The organism is Pseudomonas sp. 2,4-D (genome assembly GCF_030418155.1).
In the GTDB taxonomy this organism is placed as follows: Bacteria; Pseudomonadota; Gammaproteobacteria; order Pseudomonadales; family Pseudomonadaceae; genus Aquipseudomonas; species Aquipseudomonas alloputida.
In genome coordinates, this window is the sequence record NZ_JAUHUI010000014.1 from 1 (window position 1) to 18,905 (window position 18,905).

Genomic DNA, 18,905 nt, shown 5'->3' on the forward strand with positions numbered 1-18,905 from the left:
AGAGCTTTTCGTCTCAACCGAGGCGCGCATTCTACGCTTTCCTCAGAGCCTGTCAAGCGTTTATTTTGAAGTTTTTTACCACCACTTCCTTTCGAAAGCTAACAACTTCAACAACTTACCGCTTGCCCCGAAGCGTTCATCGCTGCGAGGAGGCGAATAATACGCGCTTTGAAATCAGAGTCAACACCTTGTTCTGAAAAACTTTTCCATCACCGTTTTGCCGCTAACCGGCAACTAATGAAAGCGCCGTGGATCTGTAAAGAAACACACCACGGAGCGTAGCGGCCATGAGCAATGGGCAAAGCGAGAAAACCCCCGGCCTCTCTGCAGATGAAGAGCAGGAAGTCAGCCACAGCCAACCGCCGCGGGCGGCTGTGCTGCACGAAATCATTCGCTACCAGGGCGACCAGGAGCTGGAACGTACACTTGCCGCGTTGTGGTGGTCGGCACTTGCCGCCGGCCTGTCCATGGGGCTGTCGTTGATGGCCATGGGGCTATTCTACGCCCGCCTGCCGGAAGGCGATGGTGCCCAGGTGGTCGCCAGCATTGGCTACAGTGCGGGCTTCCTTGCCGTGATTTTGGCACGCCAGCAACTGTTCACCGAAAATACGCTCACCGCCGTGCTGCCCGTCATGACCGCCCCTACGCTGGCCAACTTCGGACGACTGCTACGCCTCTGGAGCGTGGTGTTGCTTGGCAACCTGGCAGGCACCCTGCTGGTAGCCTGGGTGATGCTGGAACTGCCGATCTTCGACAGCAAGACCGATGTTGCATTTCTGGAGGTCGGTCGCAAGGTAATGAAGAACGACATCAGCCAGATGTTCGCCAAGGGCATAGTCTCAGGCTGGATGATTGCCACCATGGTCTGGATGATCCCTTCAATGGAGCACGCCAAGATCTGGATCATTCTGATGATCACCTACCTGATGGCCCTTGGCGATTTCACTCATATAGTGGTGGGGTCAGTCGAAGTGTCCTACCTGGTGTGGGCTGGCGACGAAACCTGGAACCGCTTCTGGCTGGAATTTGCACTACCGACGCTGGCGGGCAACATCATCGGTGGCAGTTTCATCTTCGCCTTGATCAGCCATGCACAAGTGCGCAGTGACAGTGGCAAACCACCCTCGCGGCTTCTTAACGACGACCAGCCCCAGTCCGCGCGCAGCAGACATGAGCCAAAATGATACTCAGCGTGCTGCTACAGTGAGCTCATGCCCCTGGCCCTGCTTACTCACGGGCCAGGGCTACACATCCGTTCTGCCCGCCATGCGGTGACTCCAGGTTGCCCCGCCCCCGTCCGCGGCGCGCTCAGTCGCACCTGAGCCTGGTAATCGGCTGCCCACCACAGTGATCGAATCAACCGTGAATTGGCTTGCAAGGTCATTTCTCGCCGATGACACACTGTTCAACAATATTCATGCGTGTTATGCGATGAACGGTACACCGACAGAAAACTGTGAGCACTATGGATAACCGCAACGGCAAAGGACTTTCATTCGTCAAGCGCATCTACCTGCCGCGGGTCATTGGCCTGGGAATCGGCCTGTTCACTGTCATGGCGGCCATTGCGCCGCTGTCGCCCCCCTCCTGGGCATGGCTGCTGGTACTGTTCAATGGTCTACTGTGGCCGCACGTGGCCTACCTGTGGGCTGCCCGCTCGACAACGCCTTACCAGGCGGAACAGCGCAACCTCCTGCTGGACTCCCTGATGGGCGGGTTCTGGACCGCCGCCATGCACTTCAACCCGCTGCCCAGCGTGACCGTGCTGGCGATGATGACGATGAACAACGTCGCCGCCGGTGGCAAGCGCATGGTCTTTCGCGGGGTGCTCGCGCAACTGGCTGGCATGCTCGCCGCCATCCTGCTGCTCGGCCCTGGCTTGCAATTGACCGCCACGCCCCTGCAGGTCTATGCGTGCCTGCCCATGCTGGCGCTGTACCCGCTGGCCTTGGGCTGGGTGTGCTACCAGCTTGCGATCAAGCTGGGCGACCACAAGCGCCGGCTGAGCGCCCTGAGCCTGACCGACAGCCTGACCGGGCTGTTCAACCACGGTGCCTGGAAGGACCTGCTGCAGCTCAAGTTCCAGGCGTGCAAGCAACAACAGGGGCACGCGGTGATTGCCCTGATCGACATCGATCACTTCAAGACCATCAACGACACCTTTGGCCATGTGGTCGGCGACTGTGTACTGCGCCAGCTCAGTGCTGAGCTGCGGCGCAGTTTGCGCGAGGGCGACCAGGCCGGACGTTACGGCGGCGACGAGTTCTGCGTGATCCTGCCCGAAACCAGCGAAGCCCAGGCCTGCCAAGCCATGGAGCGTCTGCGCGAGCGGGTTTCCAGCTACCGCAACCCACAGTTACCGCACCTGCGCATCAGCCTGAGTATCGGCCTGTCACCCTTCGAGGCCAACCTCGAGTCCCCCGAGCACTGGCTCGAACAGGCGGACAAGGCGCTGTACATCGCCAAGCACGCTGGCCGCGATCAGGTCAATTTTGCCCGTGGTGAAGCTGCCGCGCTCAGGCTGGCCTATCCTGATTGAACCTCCTTCCTGACTGCCTGGCGGGAGGTTGCCTGAAGGAGCCGCTCGCGCATGGCCAGGACCGCCAAGCTTCCACCCGCTAGCCCCACACCGCGCTTTCAGGTGCGCCACCTCATTGCCGGTTTCAGCGCAGTGTTCGGCCTGGCTTGCCTGATCATTCTCGGCGCTCTGTTCAATATCGCCCGCACGCTCGACCAACAGGAGCGCCAGCGTAGCGCCTTCCATGCGAACCAGGCGCTGGAACAACGGCTGCTCGCCTCGCGCCAGTTTCTGTCCAGCTATGCCGTATGGGATGCAGCCTTCGAGCACTTGTCGGGCGAAGCCGACTGGCAATGGGCCTACGAGGAAAAAAACATAGGCGAGTCGCTGTACAGCGCCAGCGGCTACGAAGGGGTGTTCGTAGTGGAAAACGACCGCACCACCTATGCCTTGTTCAAAGGACAGCTCAGCCAGGCAGGCGCCGACACCTATATAGACACACCACTGCAGCCGATCATCGAACAGGCCCGCGCGGCGGCGATTTCACGCGAGCAGGTCACCCGTTTCGTGCTGTTCAATGGCTGGCCGGCCGCACTCAGTGCAGCAGCCGTGCGCCCGGACCGGGAGGTTACCGACAGCGAGGTGAGCCAGGCGCCGGTAATGCTGTTCATTGACCAGCTCACCGAAAGCAAACTGGCGCAGTTGGGCAAAGGCGCCGGCCTGACCGGCATGCACGTGGAAAAGGAGGATAGGCAGGATCACAACCACCTGCGCATCGACCTGGGCGACACCGGCTACCATCTGACCTGGAACAGCCCGCTGCCGGGGCAACAGATGCTGCGGGCAGTGTTGCCAGCACTGTTGTGCGCACTACTGATACTTGGCCTGGTGATGCTGTACCTGTTCCGTCATGCCTTGCGCAGCTCCCGGGCAATCGGCCTCACGCTCGTGCATCTGCAACAAAGCAACCAGGCCCTGGAGGCCAGCGAGCAGCGTTTCCGCGCGGTGGCCGAGTCGGCATCCGACTGGATCTGGGAAACCGACCGGCACCAACGGGTGACCTACCTGTCGCAACGCTTCGCCAACGTCACCGGCTACCCGGTGGACGGCTGGCTGGGCCACCCGCTCAACCAGTTGCTGGCCTGCGACACCACGCCGTTGTCACCTTGGCTCGACGCCCTGGCTACCGCTGACCCGCAGCAATTGGCCAACCTGCGCTGCACTTACCGCGACCAGAATGGCCAGAACCGCTACTGCCGGATATCCGCCCGCGCTATCTGGCGCGATGGCAAGGTCATCGGTTTTCGGGGTACCGCCAGCGATATCACCGACGAAGTCGACGCCCACGCGCGCATCCAGCACCTTTCGCTGCACGACCCACTGACCGGGCTGGCCAACCGCAACAAGCTCGCCCGGCACCTGGAGCAGGCCTTGTTGCGCGGCAGTGATTCACCGCCGCTGACCTTGTTGTTGCTCGACCTGGACAACTTCAAGCCGATCAACGACTCGCTCGGTCATGCTGCCGGAGATGCCGTTCTGCAAGAAGTTGCAACGCGCCTGCGCGACACCACCCGCGATGGCGACCTGGTCGCGCGCCTGGGCGGCGACGAGTTCATCCTGGTACTCAGCGGCATGGACAACAGCAGCGAGATCGACCGCTTCTGTGCGCGCCTGATCGGCCTGCTGCAGCAACCCATCGTCTTCGAAAGCCAGCCGCTGCACATCGGTGCCAGCATTGGCGTTGCCCAGACGCGTAATCAGGGCTTCGATGCAGGGGAGCTGATCCGCTGCGCCGACATCGCCCTGTACCAGGCCAAGGCCGATGGAAAGAACACATGGCGCTACTTCGTTGCCGAAATGAACCAGCAGATCCAGTATCGCCGCCAGCTGGAGAATGACCTGCGCCGGGCCCTGCGCAATGAGGAGTTCGAGTTGCATTACCAGCCGCGCTACCGCCTCGACGACCTGCGTATCGTCGCGGTCGAGGCCTTGGTGCGCTGGCGGCACCCACAGGAAGGGTTACTGGGGCCGGACACCTTCATTCCATTGGCCGAGCAGAGCGACATCATTGTTGCGCTGGGCCGCTGGGTGCTTCGCGAAGCTTGCCGCACTGCCCATGACTGGCCAGCCGACGTGCTGGTTTCGGTCAACCTGTCGCCTGCGCAGTTCTTGCGCAGCGATGTGGTAGCCGACGTGCGCGAAATTTTGCTCGACACAGCCTTCCCCGCCCAGCGGTTGGAACTGGAGATTACCGAGAATGTGATGCTCAACGACATCGAGGGCGCGCTAGGCACCATGCTGTCGCTCAAGGAGTTAGGGGTGCGCCTGAACATGGATGATTTCGGCACCGGCTATTCGTCGTTGGGCTACCTGCGTACTTACCCGTTCGACAGCATCAAGATCGACAAGCGCTTCATCAGCGGCCTGAACAACAACGGCGGCAGCGACCGCGCTGTGGTCCAGGCCATTATCAACCTGGGCGAGGCGATGGGGCTGACAGTGACAGCCGAAGGCGTGGAAAGCGAACATCAACTCAAGGCGCTGGAAAAGGACCGCTGCCATGAAGTACAGGGCTATTACCTGAGCATGCCCCTGGACAGCGCAGGGTTGGCGGCGTTATTGCACCAAACCTCCCAAAGCACTGCACAGCCCTTGTAGACGTGGCCTTGCTCCTAAAAAGGCTGGGAGTGCTGCTGCAGGCTGCGCTGCGCCACGATTTCGGGCAGATCACAGCGGCGCAGGTAGGCGCGCAGCGGTTCACCAATGTTCAAGCGGTCATCCACGTGCTGATCCAACAACAGCGACAGCCGTTCGCGGCACAACACCATGCGCTGCCCTTGCTCGGGCCGCCAGACAAACTCGCTGCAGGGGGTGATACTGGCGTCGGCCACGTCCATGCCGAACGCGTCCTCGGAGAAACGCACGATATGAACACCGCGCTTGCCGTGAAAACCGACAAAGCCTTTTAGCTGATCGGCGGCGTTGCAGATATCCTGGGAAGTGATGGCCATGACGTAACCTCGCAATGAAATCGGAAGATACGCACGCCAGGCGGGAAAAGGGTTACCTCTGTCGGGCAACTCACAACGGCAGCCTAACGCAACTGGCCGGCCGCTCGCCAAGTTTTTTCGTGTTTGACCGACGTCGTCGGCGAACTCGAGCTGTACGGCCTTCACCACACGACCCGGCTTTACCGCTTCGAACATTTCATTTCTGTCTAATGAGGCAGCACCATCACTGCGGGTCGCGGTCCTCGTGCACTTGCACACTCGCCGTCATCCCCGCACTCAAGGTCAGCCCTTCCGGCACCTGATCCAGGCGAATCCTCACGGGTATGCGTTGGGCCAGTCGCACCCAGTTGAAAGTCGGCTCTACCTCCGGCAGCAACTGGCTGTCCGGGTTGCTGTTGCGGTCGGTGATGCCGCGGCTGATGCTCTCCACGTGTCCCTGCATCGGTTCACCCGTGCCCATCAGCCACACCTTCACAGTGTCCCCAACGCGAATGCGCGGCAGCTTGGTTTCCTCGAAATAGGCCTGGATGTAGAACGTCGAATCATCCACCAGTGCCATCACCGATTCCCCGGTGTTCACATAATTGCCTTCGGCCAGACGCAGATTGGTGATATGCCCGCTGCGCGGTGCCCGCACCTCACTGCGCGCCAGGTTGATCCTGGCCACCTGCAACTGCGCCTCGGCTTCATGCAGTTCGCCACGCGCGATGGCGGCATTGATCTGGGCGTTTTCACGCAACTCGGCACTGATCGCCTCTGGCCCCAAGGCAGTACGCCGCGCTGCTTCACGCTCGCGCAAGCGCAGTTGCTGGGCGCGAGTCTCGGTCACCGCGCTGGCCTGATCGAACGCGGCCTGGAAGCGCTCGCGGTCAATACTCATCAACAAGTCGCCAGCCTTGACCTGCTGGTTGTCATGGACTTTGAGTTCGCGAACCCAGCCAGACACGTCAGGCGCAATCACCACCACATCGGCGCGTACACGGGCATCGCGCGTCCATGGGGTGAGCATGTAGTACTGCCACAGCTGGTAGCCGGCCAACACGGCCAGGGCCACCACACACAGGGTCACCAGAATACGTACGGCCGCACGCATCGAAACACTCCTTTATAAAGTCCCAGACAGGCGTACCACCAGGAACAGCACACAGACGAACAGCGCTGCGTCGAACAGCGCTTCATGCCAGATCCAGCGCCCCAACGGTGTGGCATGCACCACCAGGCGCAGCAGGCCGGTGAGCAGCAGCGCCAACAACACATAAAGCAGAAACGGGCTGAGCAGCACACCGCCCACTTCCCACTCACGCAAACCCATGGGTGTCCTCCTGCCAGCGGCACCATTTGCCCCAGCTTTTCTGCAATTGCAGCACCGCCCCCTCGGCCAGCCGAAGCGGGTCGCTGGCTGGCTGCCGACGCAAGGCAGCGATGAACTGCTCACTGGCAGCATCCAGCCGCTGCCCACGCCCGGCAGCCGGCCCTTTGGCCAGCACTGCCTCCACGTGTTGCAGGTACTCGCGCTCGGCCCGCCCCAAAGGGGCCTGGGCGACCGCCAGGCACATGCGCAGGTGTACCAGTTCGTCGCCGATATCCAGCCCGTGCAGGCCGTCATCCCAGCGTTTGCGTTCGCCTTCCGGCAATTCACTGGCATGCCGCGCCAGTTGCATCAGCCGGTCGGCCATGCGCCCGCCAAACCAGCTGTCAGCCCCTCGCAGGTCGCGCCGAGTCAGGCGCACCAGGTCGTTCTGCGTGGCCGCACGCAAGCGCCGGCCCAGCCAGGCCGGGTGGCGGAACACCAGCAAGCGGAAGGCCATGACCGCTGCCGACACCCCCACCAGCATGGCCAGGGCACTGTTCAGCATGGTCGCCACGCCGAACTGCATGGCGTTGAGCGGCGACACCAGCACAATGAAGTGCAGGCAATAGGAAGTGGCCGTAGCCCCGGTACGAGGATGGGCCATGCCCAGTGCACCAAGAAACAGTGGCACGCCCATGCCCAGGCAGAGCATGGCGAAGCTGCTCCATTGCGGCAGCATGATCTGCCCGACCACAAACGCCGCCGGTATCGCCAGGAATATCCCGCGCAGGAAACTCAGGCCAATCTGTGCGCCGTTCTCGCGACTGGCGAACAGGCTGCAGACCACGCAGGTCAGCACCAGGCCACCCGGGGCCGAAGGCCAGGCCGTGGCCAGCCAGAAACCACTCATTACCAGGAAGGCCAGCGCGCTGCGCGAGCCGAACAGCAAGGCCAGCGACCAGTCTCGGTGCGCGGCCAGCCCCTGGGACACGTCCTTGGGCGCCCTGCCCGCCTCCACATCCTCAAGTGCCTGGCTGGCGGCCATGGCATAGTCCAATAGCAGGGCCATGCGCGCCAGGCAGAAGTGCTCCGCCGAACTGATCTGCTCATCGTGGGCGGCATCCCAGATACGCTGACGCAACACCAAAAGGCTGGGCTGATCGGGTTGGGCCAGCAGCGTGCGCACTTCCTGCAACCAAGGCGTCAGGTGCTCGATCTCACCCTCATCCAGTTGCCGCCACTGGCGGCGCACCGAACGGGAAATACGCAACAGCACCATCAGTTTCTGGCTAAGGCCACGAATGGCACGGGCACGTTGGCGCCCGCGATTGCCCTCGAACCAGGCATGTTCACGCTGGCTGTCGATGGCAACGATGCGCCCCAGGCTTTCCAGCAGGCCTTTGCGCGCCTCGTCCTCTCCGCCCAGCATGGCACCGGCGGCCTGCAGGCCGTTCTGCCAGGCCTGCCGCGCCTGCCCGCCCAGTTGCTGCTCGACCCGCATGGGCCAGAGCAAGGCACTGCTGGCTGTTGCACAGAAAATACCCAGGCAGATCTCGGTACAGCGAGCCACGGCCTGGTCGAATACCTGCAGGGGGTGGTCAATGGCCGGCAAGGCAATGATTGCCGCGGTGTAGCCGGCCAGCACGAAGGCATAGGCCCAGGCGCTGCGCAACTGGGTGGACGCGGCGGTACACAACGCAAGCCAAAGCGCCAAGGTAAGCAGAAACAGGCCGGGGGTCTGAGCGAACAGGCCGATGAACAGCACCGACATGACTGTGCCGACCAACGTGCCGGCCAACCGCGCCAAGCCTTTCTGCACCACCATGCCCGATAGCGGCTGGGCGACGATGAAAGCGGTCATCAATGCCCAGGAGGGTTGCTCCAGCCCCCAGCGCATCGCCAGCCACAACGCCAGGCCGCCCCCGAGCAGGGTCTTGATGGCAAACTTGAGGGCGAGGCTGCTGGGCGCGAACAGAGCCTGAAAGGTGATGGGCACGAGGCGGACCTTGCGGGGAAAAGTCTTGCTGAAAAGATAGACAATGATGAGCAGGATAAAGCGGAAACGATTAATTAGCTAGCTAATCATGTATATTCGATTAGCCTGCACTGAAAGGGACAGCTCAGACAATAAAAAATGCAGGCAAAAAAAATGGGCGACCGAAGTCGCCCTAAATGCCTTGCGTGCTCGTGTACCCGGAAGGTCAGCGCGGCTTGCGCTTGTTCGAGTCCTTCCAGATGAAAATGCCCAGACCGGCAAAGAAGGCGACCATCAGCCCGACCGTTACCACACCGGCGATAACCACGTTGTCGAAGAACATGCTGGCCTCCCCATTCGTTTGCCGTTGTCCGATGGGTACACGTTAACCAATGTGGCGGCGGGGAAAATTGATCAGTGTCAATGGTGCCCGAGGCCGGGCACGCGAGGGGGGCGCAGGGTTGACCTGCGTCAAGTTTCAACGCTTCTTAGGTTTGCCCTTGGGCTTCTTTTTCTTGCTGGTACTCAATGGCAGGGCCTGCTCGAAAGCATTGCGCATTTCGTTCAGCCGCTTTTCCTTGAGGTCGTGGGCGCGCTTGGCACGTTCGGCATCGAAATCGATGAGGTTGTCTTGGCTCATGGGGTGGGCTCGACGATCAACAGAGAATTGCATGATGAAGCCAGGCGCAGGCGCTGACCAGCCCCGTATCAGACTTCGATGTCCACCAGCAGTCCTTGGCGTACATGCTCGCCCATCAATGGCGCTACCGGCACGGTATTGTCGGCATTGACCTCGTCACCCGGGACGGCATCGTAGCGTTCCTGCTCGCCCTTGTTCCGGCGTTGCTGCTGGCGGCGCTGTTCATCGCGCAGCAACAATACCTGCTCCTGCGGGTCGCGCTGGCGCTTGAGGTCAATGGCACTTTCGCCGGACGCAGGCTGCGTCGGCACCACCGGCTTGATGTCAGGGGTCGGCTTGACCGGGTCCTGTTGCGAGGTGACCGGGGCGGCACTGAGCGGAATGATCGGCGGCAGCATGGGCGTTCTCCTATGCCCACTGTATCGGCAGGCGCAGCTTTACCTTGATGTCATGGACAACATTTACTCGGCTTCGTCACCCGGCTCGTCGTCGACTGGCGGGCTGGCCTCGCTCCAGGGCCGCTTGTACACCTGCTGCCAAACCGCATCCATATGATCGCGCAATACCTGCGGCGCGGATTTCAGCGAAGCGCTGTCCTCGCGCTCACCACCGATCGGTTCCTCGCCCGCCGGGGTGATCAGCGACTGGCCGGTAATGGTGTAACTGGCCTGCCCTTCACGCATTTCGATGGCGATGTCATGCGGGTCGATACCGCCGCCGCAGAATGCATGGCTGGCCACCGTTATCTCGGCCACCCCATTCTTGTTCAGGTCGCTGACATCACTGACGTCATTATAGAAGTCCACGTCCAGGTCCAGCCCCGGGCAGGTCGTTTCCTGCTCGACCTGCCAACGCGCCTTGAAGGCGTCGCTCTCGGCCGTGCGCCCGTACAAGGTGGCCTTGAGCACCACCTTGTCCACTTCCTGTTCGCTTTCCAGGTCGCTGGCCTGGCCATCGCTGCGGCTCAGGACCAGCAGCCCTTCGCCGTCACTGTCACGAAAGTGCACGCTCTTTATCGGCGTCTGCACGCCCAGTACCTCAAGCTGCTCCATCGGAATGGGGGGCAATGTCTCAAAGTTTTTCTGCTCGCAGGCGCTCAGCAGCACCAGGCTGCCCACGGCCATCGAAGCGCTGATCCAGCGGTGCTTGGCAGACATGTTGATCCGGGGCCCTCGTCGGCGGCGCTGTGCAGGGCGATGAAACGACTAGACTGTGCCTTTCGATACCTTTCGGTGCTCTCGGCACTTTGGTCTGACCGGCCGATCCGTTAACATAATCGGCTTTTTCATCGCGGGAGTTCAGGCAGTATGGCGCAGCAGTATCAACCGGGGCAACGCTGGATCAGCGACAGCGAAGCAGAGCTCGGCCTGGGTACCATCCTGGCGCAGGATGGCCGCCTGTTGACCGTGCTCTACCCGGCCACTGGCGACACCCGCCAGTATTCCCTGCGCAACGCGCCGCTGACCCGCGTGCGCTTCTCGCCAGGTGACCAGATCACCCACTTCGAGGGCTGGAAGCTGACCGTTCGCGAGGTCGAGGACATCGACGGGCTGATGGTCTACCACGGCCTGGACGGGCAGAACCAGCCTCGCACCCTGCCTGAAACCCAGTTGTCGAACTTCATTCAGTTCCGCCTGGCCAGCGACCGCCTGTTCGCCGGGCAGATAGACCCACTGTCGTGGTTCAGCCTGCGCTACAACACCCTGCAGCACACCAGCAAGCAAATGCAGTCGGCACTGTGGGGGTTGGGCGGTTGCCGCGCACAGCCCATCGCCCACCAATTGCACATTGCCCGCGAAGTCGCCGACCGCAGCGCCCCACGCGTTCTGCTGGCCGACGAAGTGGGCCTGGGCAAAACCATCGAAGCCGGCCTGGTCATTCACCGCCAGCTGCTGTCGGGTCGCGCCAGCCGCGTACTGATCCTGGTGCCGGAAAACCTCCAGCACCAGTGGCTGGTGGAAATGCGCCGGCGTTTCAATCTGCAAGTGGCGCTGTTCGACGCCGAGCGCTTCATCGAAAGCGACGCCAGCAACCCGTTCGAGGATGCCCAGCTGGCGTTGGTTGCCCTGGAGTGGCTGGTCGACGACGAAAAGGCCCAGGACGCGCTCTTTGCCGCTGGCTGGGACCTTATGGTAGTCGACGAAGCCCACCACCTGGTCTGGCACGAAGACCAGGTCAGCGCCGAATACGGCCTGGTCGAGCAACTGGCCCAAGTGATTCCGGGCGTACTGCTGCTGACCGCCACCCCCGAGCAGCTTGGCCAGGACAGCCACTTCGCCCGCCTGCGCCTGCTCGACCCCAACCGTTTTCACGACCTGGCCGCTTTCCGCGCCGAGAGCGAGCACTACCGCCCGGTAGCCGAGGCGGTGCAGGAACTGCTCGACGAAGGCCGCCTGTCGCCCAAGGCCCACGCCACCATCCTGGGCTTCCTGGGTGCCGAAGGCGAAGCCCTGCTGGCGGCAGTCAGCGACGGCGACACCCAGGCCAGCGCGCGGCTGATTCGCGAGCTGCTGGATCGCCACGGCACCGGCCGCGTGCTGTTCCGTAACACCCGTGCGGCGATCCAGGGCTTCCCCGAGCGTCAGTTGCACCCCTACCCGCTGCCCACGCCCGAGCAATACCGCAACCTGCCAGCCGGTGAGCACGCCGAGCTGTACCCGGAAGTTGCCTTCCAGGCCCAGGGTGAAGTGGCCGATGACGAGCGCTGGTGGCGTTTCGACCCACGCGTCGACTGGCTGATCGACACCCTGAAGATGCTCAAGCGCACCAAAGTACTGGTGATCTGCGCCCACGCCGAAACCGCCATGGACCTGGAGGACGCCCTGCGCGTGCGCTCCGGCATCCCGGCCTCGGTGTTCCATGAAGGCATGAGCATCCTCGAGCGCGACCGTGCCGCTGCCTACTTTGCCGATGAAGAGTTTGGCGCCCAGGTGCTGATCTGCTCGGAAATCGGCAGCGAAGGCCGCAACTTCCAGTTCGCTCATCACCTGGTGATGTTCGACCTGCCGGCGCACCCCGACCTGCTCGAACAGCGCATCGGCCGCCTTGACCGGATCGGCCAGAAGCACACTATCCAGCTGCACATCCCGTACCTGCAGGACAGCCCGCAAGAGCGCCTGTTCCAGTGGTACCACGAAGGCCTCAACGCCTTCCTCAATACCTGCCCCACCGGCAATGCCCTGCAGCACCAGTTCGGCCCACGCCTGCTGCCGCTGCTCGAAGGCGGCGAAAACAAGGCCTGGAATACCCTGGTGGCCGACGCCCGCAGCGAACGCGAGCGCCTGGAAGCCGAACTGCACACTGGCCGTGACCGCCTGCTGGAACTCAATTCCGGCGGCGCCGGCGAAGGTCAGGCGCTGGTCGAGGCCATTCTGGAACAGGACGACCAGTTCGCCCTGCCGATCTACATGGAAACCCTGTTCGACGCCTTCGGCATCGACAGCGAAGACCATTCAGAGAACGCACTGATCCTCAAGCCGAGCGAGAAGATGCTCGATGCCAGCTTCCCGCTGGGCGACGATGAAGGCGTGACCATCACCTACGACCGTGGCCAAGCGCTGTCACGCGAGGACATGCAGTTCCTCACCTGGGAGCACCCGATGGTGCAGGGTGGCATGGATCTGGTGCTGTCAGGCTCGATGGGCAATACCGCCGTGGCGTTGATCAAGAACAAAGCGCTCAAACCAGGCACCGTACTGCTTGAACTGCTGTTCGTCAGCGAGGTGGTGGCACCCCGCAGCCTGCAACTGGGCCGCTACCTGCCGCCGGCGGCACTGCGCTGCCTGCTCGATGCCAATGGCAACGACCTGGCGTCACGCGTGGCCTTCGAAACCCTCAACGACCAGCTCGAGAGCGTACCGCGCGCCAGCGCCAACAAGTTCGTCCAGGCCCAGCGCGATGTGCTGGCCAAGCGTATCAGTGGCGGCGAGGAGAAGATCCTGCCGGCCCACAACGAGCGCGTGGCCGAAGCCCAGCGCCGCCTGGCAGCCGAGGCCGACGAAGAGCTGGCGCGCCTGGTGGCATTGCAGGCGGTCAACCCAAGTGTGCGTGACAGCGAAATCGACGCCCTGCGCAAGCGGCGCGAAGATGGCATGGCAATGCTGGAAAAGGCCGCCCTGCGCCTGGAAGCCATTCGCGTGCTGGTGGCTGGCTAACGCAGGCCCCGCGCCCCTTGTGGGAGCGGGCACGCCCGCGAACACCGGCGAAGCCGGTGGCATCCACCGCAGTGGATGCTTCGCGGGCTCGCCCGCTCCCACAGGAAGGCATTAGGGCCCCAAATTTATTCCTCACTGCGATTGGAGTTATAACCAAATCGTAGAAATCATTGTGCCATTAGTCAGGAAGGCTTAAGTACTCCTTCCTATACTGCCTCTGGACAGTCTGCACAGGGTTGTAGCGCAGACGAGTGAAGACTCGATCAAGAGGCATTCCATGGAATGGCTGGGGCTGCAACTGTTCGCCGATCTTCCCGCAACCGGGCGCATCGTCATCGACTGCCGTCATGAACCGCTCTTGGTTCTGCTCGCCTATTTCGTTGCTTGCGCGGCCTGTTTCGCCACGCTCGACATGGCCGAACGTCAGTCCCACAGCGACGACCCCACCGCCCACCGGCAATGGAACATGCTCGGAGCCTGCTGCCTGGCAGGCGGCATATGGGCCATGCACTTCATCAGCATGCTGGCCTTTCGGGCCCCGGTGGATGTGCACTACGACGTATCCCTGACCATTCTTTCGCTGCTCATCGCACTGGGCGTGGCCTGGTTGGCCATGCACAGCCTCGAACGCAGCAACATGCGCGCGCACCATTTCGTGCCGAGCGCTGGGCTGATTGGCCTGGGCATCATCCTCATGCATTTTGTCGGCATGGCCGCGATGGAAACGGGTGCGCGCCAGTACTACCAAACCGGCTTGCTACTTGCCTCTGCCGCCATTGCCCTGCTCACCGCCCTGACCTCGCTGTACCTGGCCCGCTACTTGCGCAATGGCAGCGGTACCCTGTACCAAGCCATGAAGTACGGCGCCAGCCTGCTGATGGCGGGCGGCATCGTCGCCACTCATTTCACCGCGATGTCGGCCATGACCTTGGTCATCCCTGCCGATACCGCACTGCGCCTGCCGTCTGGCGACAACAGCCTGCAGCTGGGACTGGGCATCGGCTTCATCACCCTGCTGATCAGTGGCGCCAGCATCAGCGCCGCACTGGCCGACAAGAAGCTGCAAAGCAAGGAGCACGACCTGCGCCGGGTCAGCGTACTGCTCAGCCAACTGGACCAGGCCCGCGCTTCGCTGCAGCAAGCGGCGCACTATGATGCCCTGACCAACCTGCTCAACCGCCGCGGATTCAACCAGGTATTCGCCGAGCGCCTGGTCGAACATCAGGCCAGCGAAAACCGCCTGGCCGTCATGTTCCTCGACATCGACCATTTCAAGCGTATCAATGACAGCCTTGGCCACGATGCCGGTGACGAGCTGCTCAAGGTGATCGCCAACCACATCAAGGCCGCTACCCGCAACCACGACCTGGTTGCGCGCTTTGGTGGCGACGAGTTCTGTGTGGTCACCAGTCTGAACAGCCGCGACGAAGGCCGCCACCTGGCACAGCGCATCATGCATCGGATGAAAGAGCCCATCGACCTGGGCGGGCGGCGCATGGTCATGACCACCAGCATTGGTATAAGTATCTTCCCGGACGATGGCAGCACAGCCGAAGAGCTGCTAAAGCATGCCGACCTGGCCCTCTACCAATCCAAGGACAACGGGCGCAACAGCCTGAATTTCTTCAATGATAGCCTGAAGGCTCGCGCGTCGATCGCCTTGCAACTGGAAGAAGAGCTGCGCCTGGCCCTGCTCGAGGAGCGCGGGCTGTGTGTGCACTACCAGCCGATCTTCGACCTGCGCAGCGGGCAAGTGGCCAAACTGGAAGCGCTGGTACGCTGGCAGCATCCTCAACACGGCCTGCTCGGGCCCGACCGTTTTGTCGGCATTGCCGAAGCCAACGGCCTGATCATCGACCTTGATCTGTGGATGCTGCGCCATGCCTGTGCCGACCTGGCCCACTTGCAGCGCCACGGCTACGGCGAGGTCAAGGTCACGGTCAATTGCTCGGCAGTCACCCTCAGCCACGACGAACTGCCTAACGAAGTAGAAAAGGCGCTGTTCCACGCAGGCCTTGCGCCGCGCCACCTGGAGCTGGAAGTGACCGAGAACGCCCTGGTGGGCGATATCCAGCGCACGGTCAGCCTGCTCAAACGCGTCAGGGCTTTGGGGGTGGCACTTTCGATCGATGATTTTGGTACCGGCTATTCGTCACTGGCCTACCTCAAGCGCCTGCCGCTGGATGTGCTGAAGATCGACCGCACCTTTCTGCAGGATGTACCGGGCAGCCAGAAAGACAGGGAAATTGTCCAGGCGATCATCGCCATGGCGCATACCCTGCACCTACGGGTAGTCAGCGAGGGCGTGGAAACCGCCGAACAGCAGGCATTCCTCGAAAGCCATGGCTGCGACTACCTGCAGGGCTACCTGTTGGGGCGCCCCGTACCGCTGCCCGAGTTGCGCCCACTGCTGGAGCGGTTGCAGCGCCAGAACGGCCGGATCACACCTTGTTGCGGTACAGCTCTACCAGGGTCGCCGGATCTTTTTGCAGGTAACCCTGGCTACCGTGCAAGCGCATCAGTTGCGCGGCAAGGCCACTGAGCGGCGTCGCCGAGCCTTGCTCGCGGGAAAACTTGACCGCACCATCTAGGTCCTTGAGCAGCGTGCGTACGTGCCACTTGATTGGCTCGAAGCGGCTCTCGGCCATTTGCGGCGCAAGAATCTGCAATGGTTTGGAATCGGCAAAGCCACCCGCCAGCGCTTCAGCGATCAGCGTCGCGTCCACGCCCGACTGTTCAGCCAATGCCACCACCTCTGCAATTACCAGGGCATTGCACGCTACGATCATCTGGTTGCAAGCCTTGGTCACCTGCCCCGTGCCTACCGCGCCCATATGCGTCACGCGCTGACCAAGCACCTGCAGCACCGGGCGTGCACGCTGCAGATCGGCCGCTTCACCGCCCACCATGATCGCCAGCGTGCCCGCCTCGGCACCGGGGGTACCGCCAGAGACAGGTGCATCCAGCCAGGCCATGCCGCACAGTGCTGCCAGTTCGGCAGCCATTTCACGGGTGGCGGTGGGTTCCAGGCTGGAGAAATCGATCAACAACTGGCCGCTGCGCCCGCCCTGGGCAATGCCTTGCTCGCCGAACACCACTTCACGCACCACCGCCGTGTCGGCGAGGCACAGTAGCACCATGTCGCTGTCACGGCACAATTCGGCCGGGCTGCTGGCCAGGCGCGCGCCAGCAGCGACCAGTGCAACGCACTTGTCCGGGCTGCGGTTCCATACCGTCAGCGGATAACCCGCTGCCAGCAGGCGGCGGCACATGGGCAGGCCCATCAGGCCGATGCCGGCGAATCCAAGCGAAGGTAGTGCAGTGCTCATCGATAAACTCCTGACTGATTCGAACATTTCCCAGGCTGGCGACGGTCCCGGTGGCGCCTGGCAGAACGATGGCCACATTACGCATCCCGTAAACTGTTACCGCCACGCCGAATTGTTACTTCCCTCTACCCGTCTTGATTGCTTTCAAGCACCAAAACGGCGCTGATGCGTATTTTTGCGCACTAAAAAAGATCACGCCTCTTCCTGGCCCTTCACCTGAATCACGATGAACGGTGAAACCACCACCGCCCAGATCTCTGGGTCGCGGCTTTGCAGGTCCAATGCCTGCTCGGCCGACACCGGCCCAACAGTGCCATCACTACGCCACTTGGCGAAGATCTCGCTGCGATTCTCGGCCATCGCCTCGGCAACGGCGATCAGGTCAAGGCTGGGGTCGACCCAAATCAGGTCACCCTTGGCCCAAAAACGCTCCAACGCTTTCCACTCGATGATTGCCGTCTCGCCAAGCAATTTGGCATAGAGGGTGCTTGTTTGATCAGTCATGGGTGGTATCCGCAAAAAATCGGTCAATAAAAAGGCCGGCATTTTTGCAGAAAAACCCGGTTTCAAATATGTAATTTGGTCGATTGGCCCCGAAGTTGTGAGACGGGGTCGCAGATGCAGGCAGTTTGATGGCGCCTTTCTGTATCTTTCTGTCGATCAAGCGACAACGCAGGAAAGACGCACTTTTCGACCGCTTTTCAAGCGCTCGAACAGCGCTCTACACTGTACCGGTACAGTTCCGGGACATGTTCCGGGGGAAGGTGGGCTAGCGCGTTGGCATGGCCACGCCGCAAATCCCGCCCGGTCTGTAGCCCTGGCCGCCAGGACTATAAGAATTACAACAGAATGAGTGGAGCACTATGATCAAGATTTCCAAGCTGTTCGCCGCAATGGTACTGGCCGGGGTAGCCAGCCATTCGTTTGCCGCCGATACCATCAAGATCGGCATCGCCGGTCCCAAGACGGGTCCCGTGACCCAGTACGGCGACATGCAGTTCATCGGCGCCAAGCAAGCCATCAAGGATATCAACGCCGCGGGCGGCGTGGATGGCAAGATGCTCGAAGCCAAGGAATACGACGACGCCTGCGACCCTAAACAGGCCGTGGCAGTCGCCAACAAAGTGGTCAACGACGGCGTCAAGTTCGTAGTCGGCCACCTGTGCTCCAGCTCCACCCAGCCAGCGTCCGACATCTACGAAGACGAAGGCGTGATCATGATCACCCCGGCCGCCACCTCGCCGGAAATCACCGCCCGTGGTTACAAGCTGATCTTCCGCACCATCGGCCTGGACAGCGCCCAGGGCCCGGCCGCCGGCAACTACATCGCCGACCACGTCAAGCCGAAGGTCGTTGCCGTCCTGCACGACAAGCAGCAGTACGGTGAAGGCATCGCCACCGCCGTCAAGCAGACCCTGGAAAGCAAAGGCACCAAGGTTGCCGTGTTCGAAGGCCTGAACGCGGGTGACAAGGACTTCTCCTCGATCATCCAGAAGCTCAAGCAGAACAATGTCGACTTCGTCTACTACGGCGGCTACCACCCAGAGCTGGGTCTGATCCTGCGCCAGGCTCAGGAAAAAGGCCTGAAAGCCAAGTTCATGGGTCCGGAAGGCGTGGGTAACGACTCCATTTCGCAGATCGCCCAGAACGCCTCCGAAGGCCTGCTGGTCACCCTGCCGAAATCGTTCGACGCAGACCCGGCGAACAAGAAGATCGTCGACGCCATCAAGGCTGACGGCAAGGACCCAAGTGGCCCGTTCGTATTCCCTGCCTACTCGGCTGTCGAGCTGATCGCTCAAGGCATCAAGAAAGCCGGTTCCGATGATACCGACAAGGTGGCCGAGGCCATCCACAAAGGCACCTTCAAGACCCCGACCGGCGACCTGTCGTTCGACGACAAAGGCGACCTGAAAGACTTCAAGTTCGTGGTCTACGAATGGCACTTCGGCAAGCCGAAGACCGAAGTCTCCCCTCAGTAACTGCGTGA

At 61.9% G+C, this 18,905-nt stretch carries 16 protein-coding genes; 6 read left to right on the top strand and 10 right to left on the bottom strand.

Translation table 11 applies throughout. The features are described from left to right. The first annotated feature begins 287 nt into the window (after positions 1 to 287). The 3 genes from QYE47_RS12450 (at position 288) to QYE47_RS12460 (ending at position 5,176) form a co-directional block, all read left to right on the top strand. Complete coding sequence (locus QYE47_RS12450; RefSeq protein WP_014589957.1) at positions 288 to 1,184, top strand: formate/nitrite transporter family protein; 897 nt, start codon at positions 288 to 290, stop codon at positions 1,182 to 1,184. Between the two features lie 281 nt (positions 1,185 to 1,465). Further along, positions 1,466 to 2,539 carry a diguanylate cyclase gene (locus QYE47_RS12455; protein WP_014589956.1) on the top strand — a complete coding sequence of 358 codons (1,074 nt, stop codon included), beginning with the start codon at positions 1,466 to 1,468 and terminating at the stop codon, positions 2,537 to 2,539. 51 nt (positions 2,540 to 2,590) lie between these two features. Then, positions 2,591 to 5,176 carry an EAL domain-containing protein gene (locus QYE47_RS12460; protein WP_014589955.1) on the top strand — a complete coding sequence of 862 codons (2,586 nt, stop codon included), beginning with the start codon at positions 2,591 to 2,593 and terminating at the stop codon, positions 5,174 to 5,176. A 14-nt stretch (positions 5,177 to 5,190) separates the two neighbouring features. Here QYE47_RS12460 and QYE47_RS12465 read toward each other — a convergent pair whose 3' ends face one another. From QYE47_RS12465 to QYE47_RS12500, 8 genes are all read right to left on the bottom strand, one after another. Beyond that, positions 5,191 to 5,529 carry a DUF2025 family protein gene (locus QYE47_RS12465; protein ID WP_014589954.1) on the bottom strand — a complete coding sequence of 113 codons (339 nt, stop codon included), beginning with the start codon at positions 5,527 to 5,529 and terminating at the stop codon, positions 5,191 to 5,193. A gap of 223 nt (positions 5,530 to 5,752) precedes the next feature. Continuing rightward, positions 5,753 to 6,622 carry an HlyD family secretion protein gene (locus QYE47_RS12470; protein WP_003254857.1) on the bottom strand — a complete coding sequence of 290 codons (870 nt, stop codon included), beginning with the start codon at positions 6,620 to 6,622 and terminating at the stop codon, positions 5,753 to 5,755. A gap of 12 nt (positions 6,623 to 6,634) precedes the next feature. Then, positions 6,635 to 6,841, bottom strand: a complete 207-nt coding sequence (locus QYE47_RS12475) for a DUF1656 domain-containing protein (RefSeq protein ID WP_010952308.1) — start codon at positions 6,839 to 6,841, stop codon at positions 6,635 to 6,637. After that, positions 6,828 to 8,816, bottom strand: coding sequence for an FUSC family protein (locus QYE47_RS12480; RefSeq protein WP_070383540.1), 1,989 nt, complete (start codon positions 8,814 to 8,816; stop codon positions 6,828 to 6,830). The genes QYE47_RS12475 and QYE47_RS12480 overlap by 14 nt, the downstream gene beginning before the upstream one ends. Before the next feature lie 205 nt (positions 8,817 to 9,021). Continuing rightward, positions 9,022 to 9,138 carry a cytochrome c oxidase subunit CcoM gene (gene ccoM, locus QYE47_RS12485; RefSeq protein WP_003254862.1) on the bottom strand — a complete coding sequence of 39 codons (117 nt, stop codon included), beginning with the start codon at positions 9,136 to 9,138 and terminating at the stop codon, positions 9,022 to 9,024. Between the two features lie 135 nt (positions 9,139 to 9,273). Beyond that, positions 9,274 to 9,435, bottom strand: coding sequence for a hypothetical protein (locus tag QYE47_RS12490; RefSeq protein ID WP_014589951.1), 162 nt, complete (start codon positions 9,433 to 9,435; stop codon positions 9,274 to 9,276). A gap of 68 nt (positions 9,436 to 9,503) precedes the next feature. Next, positions 9,504 to 9,833, bottom strand: coding sequence for a hypothetical protein (locus QYE47_RS12495; protein ID WP_003254865.1), 330 nt, complete (start codon positions 9,831 to 9,833; stop codon positions 9,504 to 9,506). A 63-nt stretch (positions 9,834 to 9,896) separates the two neighbouring features. Then, complete coding sequence (locus QYE47_RS12500) at positions 9,897 to 10,592, bottom strand: M949_RS01915 family surface polysaccharide biosynthesis protein (protein WP_014589950.1); 696 nt, start codon at positions 10,590 to 10,592, stop codon at positions 9,897 to 9,899. Between the two features lie 150 nt (positions 10,593 to 10,742). Between QYE47_RS12500 and rapA the strand changes: the two genes are divergently transcribed. Further along, positions 10,743 to 13,589 (top strand): RNA polymerase-associated protein RapA, encoded by a 2,847-nt coding sequence (gene rapA, locus QYE47_RS12505; RefSeq protein WP_014589949.1) that lies wholly within the window; start codon positions 10,743 to 10,745, stop codon positions 13,587 to 13,589. A 277-nt stretch (positions 13,590 to 13,866) separates the two neighbouring features. Further along, positions 13,867 to 16,131: a bifunctional diguanylate cyclase/phosphodiesterase gene (locus QYE47_RS12510; RefSeq protein ID WP_070383539.1), complete on the top strand. Its 2,265-nt coding sequence runs from the start codon at positions 13,867 to 13,869 to the stop codon at positions 16,129 to 16,131. On the opposite strand, the gene QYE47_RS12515 is transcribed toward QYE47_RS12510, so the two are convergent. Then, positions 16,031 to 16,918, bottom strand: coding sequence for an NAD(P)-dependent oxidoreductase (locus QYE47_RS12515; protein WP_070383538.1), 888 nt, complete (start codon positions 16,916 to 16,918; stop codon positions 16,031 to 16,033). The two genes, QYE47_RS12510 and QYE47_RS12515, sit on opposite strands and share 101 nt — an antisense overlap. Positions 16,919 to 17,110: 192 nt before the next feature. Beyond that, a complete protein-coding gene (locus tag QYE47_RS12520) occupies positions 17,111 to 17,422 on the bottom strand; it encodes a DUF2288 domain-containing protein (RefSeq protein WP_012051427.1) in 312 nt (103 codons plus the stop codon). Between the two features lie 359 nt (positions 17,423 to 17,781). Here QYE47_RS12520 and QYE47_RS12525 point away from each other — a divergent pair, with 359 nt between their 5' ends. Next, the gene (locus QYE47_RS12525) at positions 17,782 to 18,897 is read left to right on the top strand and encodes a branched-chain amino acid ABC transporter substrate-binding protein (RefSeq protein ID WP_010952299.1); all 1,116 of its coding nucleotides are present in this window, start codon (positions 17,782 to 17,784) and stop codon (positions 18,895 to 18,897) included. Positions 18,898 to 18,905 lie beyond the last annotated feature (8 nt).